Annotated in this window: 12 protein-coding genes and 1 pseudogene; 9 read left to right on the top strand and 4 right to left on the bottom strand. The window is 72.2% G+C overall.

What is annotated here, in order from left to right; all coding sequences use genetic code 11:
* Nucleotides 1-214 precede the first annotated feature (214 nt).
* Both acs and IE241_RS31680 read right to left on the bottom strand, forming a co-directional pair.
* Complete coding sequence (gene acs, locus IE241_RS31685) at nucleotides 215-2,182, bottom strand: acetate--CoA ligase (protein WP_190025312.1); 1,968 nt, start codon at nucleotides 2,180-2,182, stop codon at nucleotides 215-217.
* A 169-nt stretch (nucleotides 2,183-2,351) separates the two neighbouring features.
* Nucleotides 2,352-4,700 carry a SulP family inorganic anion transporter gene (locus IE241_RS31680; RefSeq protein ID WP_190025311.1) on the bottom strand — a complete coding sequence of 783 codons (2,349 nt, stop codon included), beginning with the start codon at nucleotides 4,698-4,700 and terminating at the stop codon, nucleotides 2,352-2,354.
* A 285-nt stretch (nucleotides 4,701-4,985) separates the two neighbouring features.
* Between IE241_RS31680 and IE241_RS31675 the strand changes: the two genes are divergently transcribed.
* A complete protein-coding gene (locus IE241_RS31675) occupies nucleotides 4,986-6,215 on the top strand; it encodes a polysaccharide deacetylase family protein (RefSeq protein ID WP_190025310.1) in 1,230 nt (409 codons plus the stop codon).
* Here IE241_RS31675 and IE241_RS31670 read toward each other — a convergent pair.
* Nucleotides 6,196-7,185 carry an ATP-binding protein gene (locus IE241_RS31670; RefSeq protein WP_190025309.1) on the bottom strand — a complete coding sequence of 330 codons (990 nt, stop codon included), beginning with the start codon at nucleotides 7,183-7,185 and terminating at the stop codon, nucleotides 6,196-6,198. The genes IE241_RS31675 and IE241_RS31670 overlap by 20 nt on opposite strands.
* A gap of 101 nt (nucleotides 7,186-7,286) precedes the next feature.
* Between IE241_RS31670 and IE241_RS31665 the strand changes: the two genes are divergently transcribed.
* Entirely contained in the window at nucleotides 7,287-8,108 is an 822-nt protein-coding gene (locus tag IE241_RS31665; protein WP_190025308.1) for a Fic family protein, read from the top strand.
* Between the two features lie 308 nt (nucleotides 8,109-8,416).
* Here the strand turns inward: IE241_RS31665 and IE241_RS31660 are convergent, their stop codons facing one another.
* Nucleotides 8,417-9,268: an HAD family hydrolase gene (locus tag IE241_RS31660; protein WP_190025307.1), complete on the bottom strand. Its 852-nt coding sequence runs from the start codon at nucleotides 9,266-9,268 to the stop codon at nucleotides 8,417-8,419.
* A gap of 453 nt (nucleotides 9,269-9,721) precedes the next feature.
* Between IE241_RS31660 and ssd the strand changes: the two genes are divergently transcribed.
* From ssd to IE241_RS31625, 7 genes and pseudogenes are all read left to right on the top strand, one after another.
* Nucleotides 9,722-10,834: a septum site-determining protein Ssd gene (gene ssd / locus IE241_RS31655; RefSeq protein ID WP_190025306.1), complete on the top strand. Its 1,113-nt coding sequence runs from the start codon at nucleotides 9,722-9,724 to the stop codon at nucleotides 10,832-10,834.
* Nucleotides 10,831-11,988: a TadA family conjugal transfer-associated ATPase gene (locus IE241_RS31650; RefSeq protein ID WP_190025305.1), complete on the top strand. Its 1,158-nt coding sequence runs from the start codon at nucleotides 10,831-10,833 to the stop codon at nucleotides 11,986-11,988. Before ssd ends, IE241_RS31650 begins: the two co-directional genes overlap by 4 nt.
* Before the next feature lie 14 nt (nucleotides 11,989-12,002).
* Nucleotides 12,003-12,923, top strand: coding sequence for a type II secretion system F family protein (locus tag IE241_RS31645; RefSeq protein WP_190025332.1), 921 nt, complete (start codon nucleotides 12,003-12,005; stop codon nucleotides 12,921-12,923).
* On the top strand, nucleotides 12,920-13,720 hold the full coding sequence (locus tag IE241_RS31640; RefSeq protein WP_229900128.1) for a type II secretion system F family protein: 801 nt from the start codon (nucleotides 12,920-12,922) through the stop codon (nucleotides 13,718-13,720). The genes IE241_RS31645 and IE241_RS31640 overlap by 4 nt, the downstream gene beginning before the upstream one ends.
* Before the next feature lie 254 nt (nucleotides 13,721-13,974).
* Nucleotides 13,975-14,112 (top strand): DUF4244 domain-containing protein, encoded by a 138-nt coding sequence (locus tag IE241_RS34515; RefSeq protein ID WP_107043061.1) that lies wholly within the window; start codon nucleotides 13,975-13,977, stop codon nucleotides 14,110-14,112.
* The gene (locus IE241_RS31630) at nucleotides 14,099-14,497 is read left to right on the top strand and encodes a TadE family type IV pilus minor pilin (protein WP_190025304.1); all 399 of its coding nucleotides are present in this window, start codon (nucleotides 14,099-14,101) and stop codon (nucleotides 14,495-14,497) included. The genes IE241_RS34515 and IE241_RS31630 overlap by 14 nt, the downstream gene beginning before the upstream one ends.
* 7 nt (nucleotides 14,498-14,504) lie before the next feature.
* Nucleotides 14,505-14,819, top strand: a pseudogene (locus IE241_RS31625) (Rv3654c family TadE-like protein); the annotation flags it as partial.
* Nucleotides 14,820-14,844 lie beyond the last annotated feature (25 nt).

Here is a 14,844-nt window from a genome sequence, read left to right as displayed (position 1 = left end):
ACGTGTGCTGTGTGCCGACCAGACTTCCCGGCGCGCCTCTGATTCTTGTCGCATTTTTTACGCGACTACGACTTACCTTAACCGGAACGAGTGAAACCGAACGAGCGAAAGGGCGCCCGGCTGCTGCCGGGCGCCCTTCCTGGGGTCGGTGCTCGTCTCCTGGGACCGGTGTTCGTCGTGTTGCGAGCCGCTCGGGACTCGTGACGAGCCGTGCTCAGTCCTCGCTAGACGCCGCGGGGAGCTGGGACTGAATGAGGTCCATGACCGAGGAGTCGGTCAGCGTCGTGACATCACCGAGGGTGCGGTTCTCCGCGATATCGCGCAGGAGCCGGCGCATGATCTTGCCCGAGCGGGTCTTGGGCAGCTCGGCGACCGGGAGGATCCGCTTGGGCTTGGCGATCGGGCCGAGCTGCTTGGCGACATGCGCCCGCAGCTCCTCGACCAGCCCTTCCTCCTGTGCGTCGGCGTCGCCGCGCAGGATGACGAAGGCGCAGATCGCCTGGGTGGTCTGCGGGTCGGTCGCGCCGACGACCGCCGCCTCGGCGACCTTCGGGTGCGAGACCAGTGCCGACTCGACCTCCGTGGTGGAGATGTTGTGGCCGGAGACGAGCATGACGTCGTCCACGCGGCCGAGCAGCCAGATGTCGCCGTCGTCGTCCTTCTTGGCGCCGTCGCCCGCGAAGTACTTGCCCTCGAAGCGGGACCAGTAGGTGTCGAGGTAGCGCTGGTCGTCGCCCCAGATGGTGCGGAGCATCGAGGGCCACGGCTCGGTGAGGACGAGGTAGCCGCCGTGGCCGTCGGGTACCTCGTGGGCCTCGTCGTCCACGACGGTGGCCGCGATGCCAGGGAGGGGGACCTGTGCCGAGCCCGGCTTGGTCTCGGTGACGCCGGGCAGCGGGCTGATCATGATGCTGCCGGTCTCCGTCTGCCACCAGGTGTCGACCACCGGGGTGCGGTCGGCGCCGATGTGCTTGCGGTACCAGACCCAGGCCTCGGGGTTGATGGGCTCACCGACCGAGCCGAGGATGCGCAGGCTGGAGAGGTCGAACTTGGCCGGGATGTCGTCGCCCCACTTCATGGCGGCGCGGATCGCGGTGGGCGCGGTGTAGAGGATCGTGACGCCGTACTTCTGGACGATCTCCCACCAGCGGCCCTGGTGCGGGCTGTCGGGCGTGCCCTCGTAGAGCACTTCGGTGGCGCCGTTGCTGAGGGGGCCGTAGACGATGTACGAGTGGCCGGTGACCCAGCCGACGTCGGCGGTGCACCAGAACACGTCCGACTCGGGCTTGAGGTCGAAGACGGCATGGTGGGTGTACGACGCCTGGGTGAGATAGCCGCCGGTGGTGTGCAGGATGCCCTTCGGCTTCCCCGTGGTGCCCGAGGTGTAGAGGATGAAGAGCGGGTGCTCGGCGTCGAAGGCCTGCGGCGTGTGCTGCTCGGGCTGGCGGTCGACGAGGTCGTGCCACCACACGTCACGTCCCTCGGTCCAGCCGATGCCGTCCTGGCCGGTGCGCCGGACGACGAGGACGCTGCGGACGTTCTCCGTGCCCGGGCGGGTGAGGGCCTCGTCCACGGCGGGCTTCAGGGCGGAGGGCTTGCCGCGGCGGTAGCCGCCGTCGGCGGTGATGACGACGCGGGCGTCGGCGTCGTTGATGCGCGTGGCGAGCGCATCGGCGGAGAAGCCGCCGAAGACCAGCGAGTGCGGGGCGCCGATGCGGGCGCAGGCGAGCATCGAGACGACGGCCTCGGGGATCATCGGCAGGTAGATGGCGACCCGGTCGCCGGCCTTCACGCCCAGCTCGGTGAGGGCGTGGGCGGCCTTGGAGACCTCGCGCTGGAGGTCGGCGTAGGTGATGGTGCGGGTGTCGCCCGGCTCGCCCTCGAAGTGCAGGGCGACGCGGTCGCCCAGGCCGTTCTCCACATGGCGGTCGACGCAGTTGTACGCGACGTTGAGCTTGCCGTCGGCGAACCACTTGGCGAACGGCGGGTTCGACCAGTCGAGCGTCTCGGTCGGCTCGGTCTCCCAGCTCAGGCGGCGGGCCTGTGCGGCCCAGAAGCCCAGCCGGTCAGCCTTCGCCTGCTCGTACGCCTCCGCGGTGACATTGGCGCTCGCGGCCAGGTCGGCAGGCGGTGCGAAGCGGCGCTCCTCCTTCAAGAGGTTGGCCAGGCTCTCGTTGCTCACAACATCTCCCTTTCTCAGGGTGCCCGTTGGGTGACCGTGCTGTGCCCGGTGGGTGCCCGTAGTGTCCCGGGCATAGCTCACCAGCCCGGGGCACGCCCTGACAAGGGCTGTTGATAAAAATTGGTTTAGACCTGTAAAAAGCTCGGCCGGAGGCCGGATGGTGCGCAGGTCAGACGGCGTCGAGGATCTCCGGGCGTACGGCCGTGAAGGTGCGCGAGGGCGGGTCCAGCACATAGGCCTGGGCCTCGCCCACGTGGAAGTACATGCCGTGGAGCTGGAGCGACCCCTCGGCCACCCGGCGGGCGACGCAGTCGTGGGCCATCAGGTGGTCGAGCTGCTGCATCACATTGACGAGCGCGAGCCGCTCTAGGGCATCCGCCACGGGGCGGTCCGTCATCGCCACCTCGCCACGGCCGAGCCGCCCGATCCGCTGCGCTCTGGCCAGGCTCGGACGGCCGTGCCGCAGCCAGCGCATGAGCGGCGTCTGCAGAGCGGCGGAGGCCTTGCCGCCGGAGCCCGTGCCGGAGCCGATGCCGGCGCCCCGGCTTGCGGCGCTCTGGCCGGCGGAGTCGAGCAGCGCCTGCATCGCGCCGCACCCCGAGTGCCCGCACACGGTGATGCTGCCGACCTTCAGCACCTCGACCGCGTACTCCACCGCGGCGCCGACGGAGTCGCAGGAGCCGTCGGTGGCGGGCGGCGGGATCAGATTGCCCACATTGCGCACGGTGAAGAGGTCGCCCGGGCCGCTGGAGGTGATCATGCTGGTGACCAGCCTGGAGTCTGCGCAGGTGAGGAAGAGCTGCGTCGGGCACTGGCCCTCGCGGGCGAGGCGCGCGAGCTCGTCCCGGACGAGCGGGGCCGTATTGCGCTGGAATGCGCTCACTCCGCCGAGAAGCTGCCGCCCGCCGGCCGAGGTGCTCGTCACGGCCGCCGGAACGGACGGCCGGGTGCAGTGGTGGTTGCGCCAGGGCGTCCAGGGGCGGCACGCGTGCGTGCTGACCGGCTCGGCGATGGGCCGTCCACCTCGGCCCCTGAGGGTGACCCATCCGCCTCGCGCGCGATGGGCATTGGTCCACGACTGCAGGGTGTCGTACGCGGTGTGGTCCATGAAGGATCCGCCCAGCTCCACCACCACGCCGGCCTCCGCCGGGACCTGGGTGAGCGCCTTGCTCAGCCGAGGAACCGCCAGGAACGTCAACTGACCGCTGACACGGACCAGGTGGGCGGCGCCCTCCTGCTCCACGGTGATGCGCGTGTGGGCGAGCCGCCGCAGCGAGAGGAACGCCGTGACGACGATGCCGACGGCGACTCCCTGCAGGACGCCGAACAGCACCACGGCCCCGAGCGTGGACGCGTACATGGGGAACTCGCGGTGCCGCTGGACGTGCTTGATGTGTGCGAAGCTCACCATCTTCACTCCCACCACCATCACCAGTGCGGCCAGAGCCGCCAGCGGGATCAGCTCCAGGACCGTCGTGAGCAGGCCGGCGCAGAGCAGCACCCACAGCCCGTGCAGCACGGTGGACTTGCGGGAGGCGGCTCCCGCCTCCACATTCGCCGATCCGCGGATCGCGCCGCCCGCGATCGGCAGGCCGCCGAGGAGCCCGGAGACCACATTGGCCGCCCCTTGGCCCGCGAGCTCGCGGTCGAGCTCGGCCGGGCCTTGCTGCATGCCTGCGCGCTCGGCACGCAGCCGGTCCACGGCCACGGCGGACAAGAGCGACTCCATGCTCGCCACGAGCGTCACCGTCAGCACGGCCGCGAAGATGCCCAGCACCGGCCCGTCCGGCAGGGCGGGCAGCGCCTGCAACTGCCACTGGGGGAGGGAGACGCGGGGCACGGGCATGCCGGTGCTCACTCCGGTGGCGACGGCCACGGCGGCGAGGGGTGCGGGAACCGTGCGCAGCCACTGCCCGGCCCGGCCGGGCAGCCGGGGCCAGGCCACGAGCACGGCCGCCGTGACGGCCCCGACCAGCAGGGCGGACGGGTGCGGATGACTCAGCTCCGAAGGGAGCGCGGCCAGATTCTCCAGCGCGGAGCGGTTCGGGGTGTCGCCCAGGACGACGTGGAGCTGGCCGAGCGCGATCGTGACCCCGATGCCCGCGAGCACGCCGTGCACGATCGCCGGGCTGACGGCCAGCGCACCGCGCGCCACCCGGGCCGCACCGAGGGCGAGTTGTGTCAGACCCGCGAGGGCTGTGATCGCGCAGGTGGCCCGCCAGCCGTACTGCTCGACCAGCTCGGCGGTCACCACGACCAGGCCCGTTGCGGCGCCGCTGACCTGGAGCGGCGCGCCTCCCAGCAGCCCCGCGACGATGCCGCCGGCCGCCGCCGCCACCAGCCCTGCCTGGAGCGGGGCTCCGGTGGCCAGGGCGATGCCCAGGGAGAGCGGGACGGCGATCAGGAAGATGACGAGGGAAGCGGAGAGATCCCGGCGCCAGGTGGAACGGCCGGGGGCTTGCGGGCCGCCGCTGCCGGCTGCCGGCGGACGGTGCGTCGATGGTGGCTGAGGCTGCATGGTCGTTCCCGTCTTCGTCGGGCGGCGCGGACGCGGTGAAGAGGCGGCCGTGGTCACGGCGCGCAGCGGCGGGAGCGGCTGCGGTGGCGGGGGTTAACTCAACTCTCGGTAAACGAATCGTAATGGAGAGTAAAGAGCCGAGGAAAGGATGAGGGGTCGAATAAAGGCACGGTTCCGTCTATTGAGTGAATTCGTCATCTCATCCGCTTGTCACTCCAGCGTGTTGGCTTCCCGCATGCGACGTTGAGGTGCCGAATCGGGCAGCAGCGAAGGCAGAGGTGGCTGATGGCCGGTGGATGGAAAGTGGCGCTGGGCGCTCTCACGGCCCTTGCCCTGGCGACGGGTTCGGCCGGCTGCTCGGGCGACATGGAGCCCGGGGCGCTGCGCGGCTCGGCGGACCCGGAGGCCGCCCGGCGACCGGTCCGCCTCATCGGTGACGGCTCCACCGCCGACACCGGACCCCAGCCCGGTCAGCCCGCCCCCGACCGGCTGCAGCCCGGCCGCAGGCCACCGCAGTTCGTCGTCTTCTCCTGGGACGGCGCGGGCGAGGACGGGCAGCACCTGTTCTCGCACTTTCGCCGGGTCGGCAAGAAGTACCACGCCACGATGACGTACTTCCTCAGCGGCGTGTACATGCTCCCCGCCGGGAAGCGGCGGCTTTACGAGCCACCCAGGCACCGGCCCGGAGCCTCGGACATCGGCTTCAACACCGTCAAGGGCGTCAAGGACACCGTCGAACAGCTCCGCGGCGCCTGGCTGGACGGAAACGAGATCGGCACGCACTTCAACGGGCACTTCTGCGGGCCGGACCGAGGCGTCGGCACCTGGTCGCCCAAGCAGTGGAGCAGCGAGATCCGGCAGGCGCGGTCCCTCGTCCGGCGCTGGAAGACCAACGCAGGGCTGACAGAAGAGGATCCGCTGCCCTTCGACTACTCCAAGGAGCTCGTCGGCGGCCGGGCCCCCTGCCTCGAAGGCCAGCGCAACCTCGTCAAGGCCGCCAAGACGATGGGCTTCCGCTACGACGCGAGCTCCGTGGGCGGCCGCCAGGTCTGGCCCCACAAGATCGAAGGCCTCTGGGACTTCCCGCTGCAGGACATCCCGGTCCCCGGACGGGACTTCGAGACCCTCTCGATGGACTACAACTTCCTTGCCAACCAGTCCGGAACGACCCGGGGCAGCCGTTCCCTGCACCGGGCATGGGGCAAGCAGATGTACGACGGCCTACTGGCCGGATTCCGCCGCGCCTATCGCGGCAACAGGGCGCCGTTCTTCATCGGCGACCACTTCGAGTCCTGGAACGGCGGCACCTATATGCGGGCCGTCGAGAGCACCATCAAAACCGTCTGTACGAAGGAGGAGGTCCGCTGCGTGTCCTTCAAGCAACTGGCCGACTGGCTCGATGCGCAGGACAACCGGCTCCTCACGGCACTGCGCGGACTCGACGTCGGCAAGGCGCCCAAGGGCGGCTGGGAGCGCTTCCCCGCCGCCCGGCACGTCAGGCGGGCTGCGGGGTAGTCGCCCAGCGCTCGTCCAGGACGAAGGCGGGGTCGACCTGAGCCGCCAGGTCGGCGCCCGTCTTCGCGTTGCCCCAGCTCTCCGCGTTCTTCAGGTGGAAGTGCACCATCTGGCGGGTGTAGCGCTGCCAGTCCCGCAGCTCGTACGAGCCGTCCGCCGTCTCGCGAAGCGTGCGCAGCGCCTGGTGATTGTGCTCTTCGAGCAGGCCGAAGCGGGGCGGCCGGCCCTTCTCCATCGCCCGCACCCAGTCGGAGTGGCCGAAGGTCACCAGCAGGTCCTCGCCCACCTCCTCGCGCAGGAAGTCGATGTCGTCCGGGCCCTGCACCTTGTTGCCCACCACCTTCAGGCAGACGCCGAAGTCCCGCGCGTACTCCTTGTACTGCCGATAGACGGACACGCCCTTGCGGGTGGGCTCGGCGACCAGGAACGTCATGTCGAAGCGGGTGAACATCCCCGAGGCGAAGGAGTCGCTTCCGGCCGTCATGTCGACCACGACGTACTCGCCGGGGCCGTCCACCAGGTGGTTGAGGCACAGCTCGACCGCGCCGACCTTGGAGTGGTAACAAGCCACCCCGAGGTCGGATTCGGTGAAGGGCCCCGTCACCATCAGCCGCACGGCGCCGCCGTCGAGCTCGACGGGCCGGGCGCACGCGTCGTAGACCGGGTTGTCCTCGCAGATCCGCAGCAGGCGCGATCCCTCGCCCGGAGGAGTCGTCTTGATCATGGTCTCGGCGGAGGTGATGCGCGGGTTGCTGCCGCGCAGATAGTTCTTGATCAGAGGCAGCTGAGCGCCCATCGCGGGCAGTGCGGACGTCTCCTCCTCGTCCAGCCCGAGCGCCGCGCCGAGGTGCTGGTTGATATCGGCGTCCACCGCGACGACGGGGGCGCGGTCAGCGGCGAGGTGGCGGATGAACAGTGAGGACAGCGTGGTCTTGCCGCTGCCGCCCTTCCCTACGAAAGCGATCTTCATGTTCACCAAGCGTAGGTGTGAGGGTGCACGGAGTGAGAGCTGCGCGTGAAGAAGACCACTCGTTCGAGGGGTGTAGACCCGAAGTGCGTACTGTCTTACGCATGAGTACGACTGCCGATCCGCTCGCCGCCCTCGCCTCGCTTCCCGGCGTGGCTGACTCCGTGGACTCCGTGCGCAAAGCCGTGGACCGCGTCTACGGGCACCGGGTGATGCGCCGCCGCAGCAACGAGATCACCTCCGAGGCCGCGCTGCGCGGCGCACGCGGCTCGGCCGCGCTGTCCGGCGCCGACTGGGCGCTCGAAGAGGTGCGCCGCCGCACCGACTTCGGTGTCGAGGGGGAGGCGCGGGCCGTGGGCGCGGCCCTCCGGCTGACCGCCGAGGCCGGGCAGTTGCTGAGCGTCTGGCGGCAGTCCCCGCTGCGGGTGCTGGCCAGGCTGCACCTGGTGGCCGCGGGCGGGACGCGCCCGGACGAGACGGTGGGCCGGCCCCGGCTGGCCGGGGAGCCGGTCGAGGAGCCGCTGGTCCGGCTGGCGGTGCCCAGCGCGTCGGAGGTGGCGGGGCGGCTCGAGGGCCTGGCGGGGCTGCTCCTCGCGGGGACCGAGGCGCCTGCGCTGGTGACGGCGGCCGTGGTGCACGGCGAACTGCTCGCCCTGCGCCCCTTCGGTTCGTGCAACGGGCTCGTGGCCCGGGCGGCCGAGCGGATCGTGCTGGTGGGCAGCGGTCTCGACCCCAAGTCGATCTGCCCGGCCGAGGTGGGCCACGCCGAGCTCGGTGCGGAGGCGTATCTGGCGGCGCTCGACGGCTACGCCTCCGGGACGCCGGAGGGTGTCGGGGCCTGGATCGCCCACTGCGGGCGGGCGGTCGAGCTCGGCGTGCGGGAGAGCACGGCGGTGTGCGAGGCGCTTCAGCGCGGGGCCGCCTGAGCGGCGGAAGACGCCGGACAGGGTTGCGGCGGTACCGGTCAATTCCGGTACCGCCGCTGGCATGTTCGCCGGGTTACCATGCGTGCACGATATTTGCCCATCAGGCCGGGAACTTCGCCCGTCACCTGGTGCGGCTGGCCCGTAATCGACGGGTCGGCGTCGCGTGGGTGCCCGGCGTTCATGCTTCGGTCCGTGGGGCCTTGGTGCGTGAAGGGCGTCCTCCCGGATGTCCCTGGTCTCGCGGGCCGTTAAGTCCTTTCTACTCCTGTCGCCACCGAAGTGGAAGGCTGAGCCGCAGATCTTTGTATTTAGTGCTGAACCTGGGCAATGCGGGCGCCCGGTTCGCGGCGCCGACCGGCGAGCCAGACGAGACCTGCCGTGGCCGCGGCCGCGCCGACGGCGGCAGCGGCGACGAGGGCGGGGCGCGAGGGCATCGACAGGGCGGGCACCCGCTGCTTGAGCCGCACCGGGCGGTTGAAGGTGAGAACCGGCCAGTCCCGGGCCGCGGCCTCACGACGCAGTGCCCGGTCGGGGTTGACCGCGTGGGGGTTGCCGACCGTTTCGAGCATGGGGATGTCGGTGACGGAGTCGCTGTAGGCGTAGCAGCGCGACAGGTCGTACCCCTCGGATTCGGCGAGCTCCTTGATGGCCTCGGCCTTGGTGGGGCCGTAGGCGTAGTACTCCACTTCGCCGGTGAAGGCGCCGTCCTCGACGACCATGCGGGTGGCGACCACGCGGTCGGCGCCCAGCAGTTCACCGATGGGCTCGACGACCTCGGCGCCCGAGGTGCTGACAATCACCACGTCGCGCCCGGCGGTGTGGTGTGCTTCGATGAGGGAGGCGGCTTCGTCGTAAATGATCGGGTCGATGAGTTCGTGCAGGGTCTCGGCGACGATCTCGCGGACCTGCTGGACATTCCAGCCCCTGCAGAGCGCCGAGAGATACTCGCGCATCCGCTCCATCTGATCGTGGTCGGCTCCGCCGGCGAGGAAGACGAACTGCGCGTACGCGGTGCGCAGCACGGCACGCCGGTTGATCAAGCCACCTTGGTAGAACGACTTGCTGAAGGTGAGCGTGCTCGACTTCGCAATGACCGTCTTGTCCAGATCAAAGAACGCGGCTGTCCGGGGCAACGAGTGGTTTTCCACGGTGCCGAGCATAGGCGCCCTCCATTCGGCGTAAGCTGAGGCGTGTGGGTTTGCCTGAGAAGGCTCTCGGGTACACCATGGAAGTCACGGATCGTTCGCGACCGTGTCTAACCCGGTCCGACTCCTCCCCCCCCGAGTCGGCCGTGGGGACGACCCCCGCTCTCCCCCCCGGCGGGGGTCGTCGCATGTCCGGATGCATTTTGCGGGTCCTCACCCGGCATTCCTCCCTCCCGCGCCGCCCGCTCGGCGACTGCCTCCCTCCCTTCATACACGCTACGCAGCGTAATCGGTGGGCTGCTCTCCGGAAGTCACCGGTATAGGTGACCGGGATATTCACAGCGGTTGAGTTGTCCACAGTTTTTGACCAAGATCCACATTATTTTCCAGTTCCCTGCACGGTGATTCCCCGCGCTCTTCCGCGATGTCCGCGGAGGCGAGAGCGCGTAGTGAGACGGGGAGGACACCGTGGCCGGATCCAGCGCATCCGATTGGCCGCCCGCCGCAGGCGGAAGGCAGCGCGGACCACTGATCATCGCCGAGGACGAGGAGCTGCTCGACGACCTGTTGCGCCTGTGTGCGGCGGCCGGAGCGGTGCCCGAAGTGGCGCACGGAGCACCCGCCCGCCGGGGAGGAGGGCAGGATCCGCCGCTGATCCTGGTCGGCGAGGACTGCGCCCGCCGGCTGCGCGGATCCCGCCTCGCGGCCCACGGGGAAGCGGTGCTGCTCGTCGGCCGGGATCGCGGTGACGCCGGGGTGTGGCGGCTGGCCATGGAGATCGGCGCCCGGGATGTGGCTCTGCTGCCCGGCTGCGAGGGCCGGCTCGTGGAGCGGATCGCCGATGCCGTCGAAGGGGTCGGGCGGCCCGCCCTCACTGTCGGAGTGATCGGCGGGCGAGGAGGAGCGGGGGCGAGCACGCTCGCGTGCGCGCTCGCCGTCAGCGCATCCGGCGCCGGGCGGCGCACCATGCTCATCGACGGCGACCCCCTGGGCGGCGGCCTCGACGTCCTGCTCGGAGGCGAGAGAGCCGAAGGGCTGCGCTGGCCGGCCTTCGCCGACTCACGGGGCCGGGTGGCGTGCCGCGCGCTGGAGGAGGCCCTGCCCGAGCTCCACTCGCTGCGCCTGCTCAGCTGGGACCGGAGCCCGTGCGCGGCCGTGCCGCCCGATGCGGTGAAGGCCGTGCTGGCCGCCGCGCGCCGCCGGGGCGGCGCGGTCGTCGTCGATCTGCCGCGCAGGCTGGACGAAGCGGCCCTCGAAGCCCTCGGGCAGCTCGATGCGGGCTTGTTGGTGGTGCCTGCCGAGCTGCGGGCCGTGGCCGCGGCGCACCGCGTCGCCGCCACCGTCGGCGCCGTCCTCGGCGACCTGCGGGTGGTCGTCCGTGGCCCACGCACCTCCGGGCTCGACGGAGAGGAGATCGCCCGCCTCCTCGGTCTGCCCCTTGCAGGCGACCTCCCTCCGGAGACAGGCCTGCAGGCCGCGCTCGCGGCAGGCAGACCGCCGGGCGGCGAGCGGGGCCCGCTGGCCCGGTTCTGCACCGACTTCTGGGCCTGCTTCGAGGCCGGCCAGGGGGCGGCGGCATGAGCGCCGGACTGCTGGAGGCCGTACGGCTGAGGCTGGCCGAAAGCGGCGCCGAGCCCACACCCGCCAAGGTCGCCGAGGCCCTGCGCCAGGAAGGGCGGCTGCTGGGCGATGCCGAGATCCTCGGGGTCGCGGCGCGGCTGCGCTCCGAACTGATCGGCACCGGCCCGCTCGAGCGGCTGCTCGCCGAGCCCGATGTCACCGACGTCCTCGTCACGGCGCCCGACCAGGTCTGGGTCGACCGCGGCGCCGGCCTGGAGCGCACGGACGTGGCCTTCCCGGACGCGGCCGCGGTGCGCAGGCTCGCCCAGCGGCTCGCCGCGATCGCCGGCCGTCGGCTGGACGACGCCCGCCCCTGGGTCGACGCACGGCTCCCCGACGGGACCCGGCTGCATGCGGTGCTGCCGCCGATCGCCGTCGGCTCGACCTGCCTGTCCCTGCGCGTCGTCAGGCCCCGCGCCTTCACCCTGGACGACCTGACGGCTGCTGGGACGGTGCCGCCGGGCGGGGACAGGCTGCTGCGGGCGGTGCTGGAAGCGAGGCTCTCTTTCATCGTGAGCGGCGGAACGGGCTGCGGTAAGACGACGTTGCTGACCACCCTGTTGGGGCTGGTGGCGGCAGACGAGCGGATCGTCCTCGCCGAGGACTCCGCCGAGCTGCGCCCCGACCACCCGCACGTCGTCCGGTTGGAGACCCGCCCGGCGAACCAGGAGGGCATGGGCCTGGTCACCCTGCGGGATCTGGTGAGGCAGGCCCTGCGGATGAGGCCGGACCGGCTGGTGGTGGGTGAGGTCCGCGGACCGGAGGTCACGGACCTGCTGGCCGCGCTCAATACGGGCCACGAGGGCGGCTGCGGAACGGTGCACGCGAACGCCGCGGCGGACGTGCCCGCCCGGCTGGAGGCGCTCGGCTCAACAGCGGGGCTCGACCGCGCCGCCCTGCACAGCCAATTGGCGGCCGGGCTGTCGGTCGTGATCCATCTGGTGCGGGAGCGGAGCGGCCGCCGGCGCGTGGCCGAGGTGCATGTGCTCGAGCGGGATCGCGCCGGGTTCGTCACCACCGTGCCCGCTGTCGTGTGGGGAGCCACGGGTTTTCAAGAGGCCCGTGGCTGGGCCCGGCTGGCGGAGCTGTGCGAGCGGGGCGGAGTCACCCCGTGACGGCCGCGGGGGTGATGCCGCCGGCCACGCTCGCGGGCGTCGCCGCCCTGGGTGCGCTGTTCATGGCCTGGCCTCCGGCCGGTCCCGGGAGCGAACTGCGCCGCGCCCGGGTGATGCTCGCAGGCGGCGGGTCGCTCGTGCCACCGGCGCGATGGCCGTCCGCCAGAGTCGGCGAGTGGGGTGCCCGGCTGCGGCGCCGGGCGCGGGCCCGGAGGGAGTTGGTGTGTCTCCCGCTCGGTGGTGCGGTGGCCCTGCTGGGCGGGTCGGTGATGCCGCTGCTGGCGGCGCTGGTGGCAGTGCCGCTCGTCAGGAGGTGGCTGGCCGCCCGCGGGGAGCGGCGCGAGAGGGAGCGGCGGGAGGCGGCCGTGATCGAGCTGTGCGGGGCCGTCGCGGGCGAACTGCGTGCAGGGCGGCAGCCCGGCCAGGCGCTGGCCGGTGTGTCCGCCGGGCACTTGGGGCCGCAATGGACGGCGGTCTCGGCGGCGGCGAGATTCGGCGGGGACGTTCCGGAGGCCCTGAGGGCCGTGGCGGCCCGCCCCGGGGCCGAGGGGCTGCACGGAGTTGCCGCCTGCTGGCGCGTTGCCGTCGACGGTGGTGCGGGGCTCGCTGCCGGGCTCGAACGGGTCTCGGCCGCCCTGAGCGCCGAGCGGGATCAAAGGGAGGAACTGCGGGCCCAATTGGCGGGGGCCCGGTCCACCGCGGTGATGCTCGCCCTGCTGCCCGTGCTCGCCTTGCTGATGGGCAGTGCGCTGGGGGCGGCGCCGCTGCGGGTCCTGCTGCACACCCCGGCCGGGCTGGGCTGTCTGCTCCTCGGTGGGCTTCTGGAGGCAGCCGGAATCGCCTGGACCGGGCGGATCGTACGAGCGGCGGCGGGGGAGCGGGGCGGAGCCGGCGATCCCGGCGGGCCCGGCACGGCGGAAGGGAAAGTTCCGTGAGCGAAAACGTTATCCACAGCCTGTGGATGATGATTCTTCCGGGAATCGCTTCCTTCGCTGCGGTGATGGCGGCGGTCCGTGTGCGCAGGAGGCGGACGGTACGCCGCCGGATCGCCTCGGTATTCGGCGGGGAGCCGGCAGGGGCGGCGGCGAAGGCGCGGCGGCTGCGTTCCCTGTCCGGCCGGCTGCCGGGGATCCGGGACTGGCTGTGCGTGGCCGGGTCCGGAGCCGCAGGGGTCATCCTCCTCGGAGGAGCCGCCGGCTGCGCGGCGGGACTCGCCGCCGCGTACGGCATGTGGCGGTGGCTGCGGCGCCGGAAGCGGGACGGCGAGCAGGACGGCCCGCCGTCGGAAGAGGTGAAGCGGCAACTACCGCTGGCTGCGGACCTCATGGCGGCCTGTCTGGCCGCCGGGGCCGGGCCGAGGGAGGCCGCCGAAGCGGTCGGTGTGTCGCTGGGTGGCCCGGTGGGTGAACGGCTCGCCCGCGCCGCGGCCGAGGTCCGGCTCGGCGGCGACCCGGCCACGGCATGGAGCCGGCTGGGCGGCCTTCCCGGCGCCCGGGGGCTCGCCCGCTGCCTGGAGCGGGCGCAGGCGACGGGAGTGCCTGCCGTGGAGCCCATGTCCCGGCTCGCCGGCCGCTTGCGGGCCGAGCGCGGCAGGGCGGCCGGCATACGGGCCCGGCGCGCGGGCGTCCTGGCGACGGCCCCTCTGGGGCTGTGCTTTCTGCCCGCGTTCCTGACGGTCGGCGTGGTGCCCGTGGTCATCGGGCTGGCGAGCGGTCTGACGAAAGGACATTGACGGTGAGTGGAGTGACGGTGAGCGGAGTGAAGGTCGTGGCCGTGCGGACGGGGGAGAAGACGATGGTCCTGCGGGGGATGCCGGGGCGCCGGGTCCGGCGAGAGGCGCCGCTGTTGCGCTCGTCGGCCCGGGTGCCAAGCCGGTCGGGGCAGGGCGCGCGGAGGAGGTGGCGGCGGGCGCCGGCCCGGCCGCGGCTGTGGCCGGCGGCATGGCCGAACGGCCGGCCGTGGGCCCTTGCAGACGCCGATGCGGGCATGTCGACCGCGGAGTACGCCGTCGGAACCGTCGCCGCCTGCGCGCTCGCCGCGGTGCTCTACAAGGTGGTGACGAGCGGGGCGGTCAGCGCGGCCCTTCAGGGGCTCATCGGGAGGGCACTCAATGCGCCGTTCTGACGGCACGTCGGCCCCAGAAGCTGATGGCGCGTCCGGAGTCCTGCGCAGACGGGACTCTGACGGCGGCTATGTGACCGCCGAGGCCGCGATGGTGCTCCCGGCCCTGATCCTGTTCGGCACGGCCCTGATCTGGGGGCTGATGGCGGCCGCCGCACAGATCCAGTGCGTGGACGCCGCCCGGGCGGGGGCCCGGGCGGCGGCCCGGTCCGATCCGGTGGGGGTGGCGGTCGCGTCGGCGCGATCCGCCGCCCCTCCGGGGTCCCGCATCGCCGTCATGCGCGAAGGCGATCTCGTACGGGTGCGGGTCGAGGCCCGCGCGGCGGGGCCGCTGGCTCTCCGGCTGGGCGGAGAGGCGGTGGCCCTTGCGGAGGAGACGGTGCGATGACCGGGGGATGGCGACGGTGTGGGTGGCGGTCGCGGCTGCCGCGCTCTGCGCGGTGTTCGCGGTCCTGCTTGCCATGGGGCAGGCGGTGGTGGCCCGTCACCGCGCCGGTGGTGCGGCGGATCTGTCGGCGCTGGCGGCGGCCGACCACGCCCTCGACGGGCAGGAGACCGCGTGCGGTCTCGCCCGGCGGGTGGCTGCCGCTCAGGGGGCGAGAGTGGTGCGCTGTGCCGTGAGCGGCGAGATCGCGGAGGTCGCGGCCGAGGCGAGGGTGGGGCCCTACGCCGTCCGGGTGCGGTCGCGGGCGGGGCCCGCGGAGGCCGCGGGGATCGAGGCTGTTTCGTTCTCCG

The sequence above is a fragment of the Streptomyces hiroshimensis genome (genome assembly GCF_014650335.1).
Taxonomy (GTDB): domain Bacteria; phylum Actinomycetota; class Actinomycetes; order Streptomycetales; family Streptomycetaceae; genus Streptomyces; species Streptomyces hiroshimensis.
The sequence above is the reverse complement of the archived record's forward strand: the minus strand, read 5'-3'. Positions and strand labels throughout refer to the sequence as shown.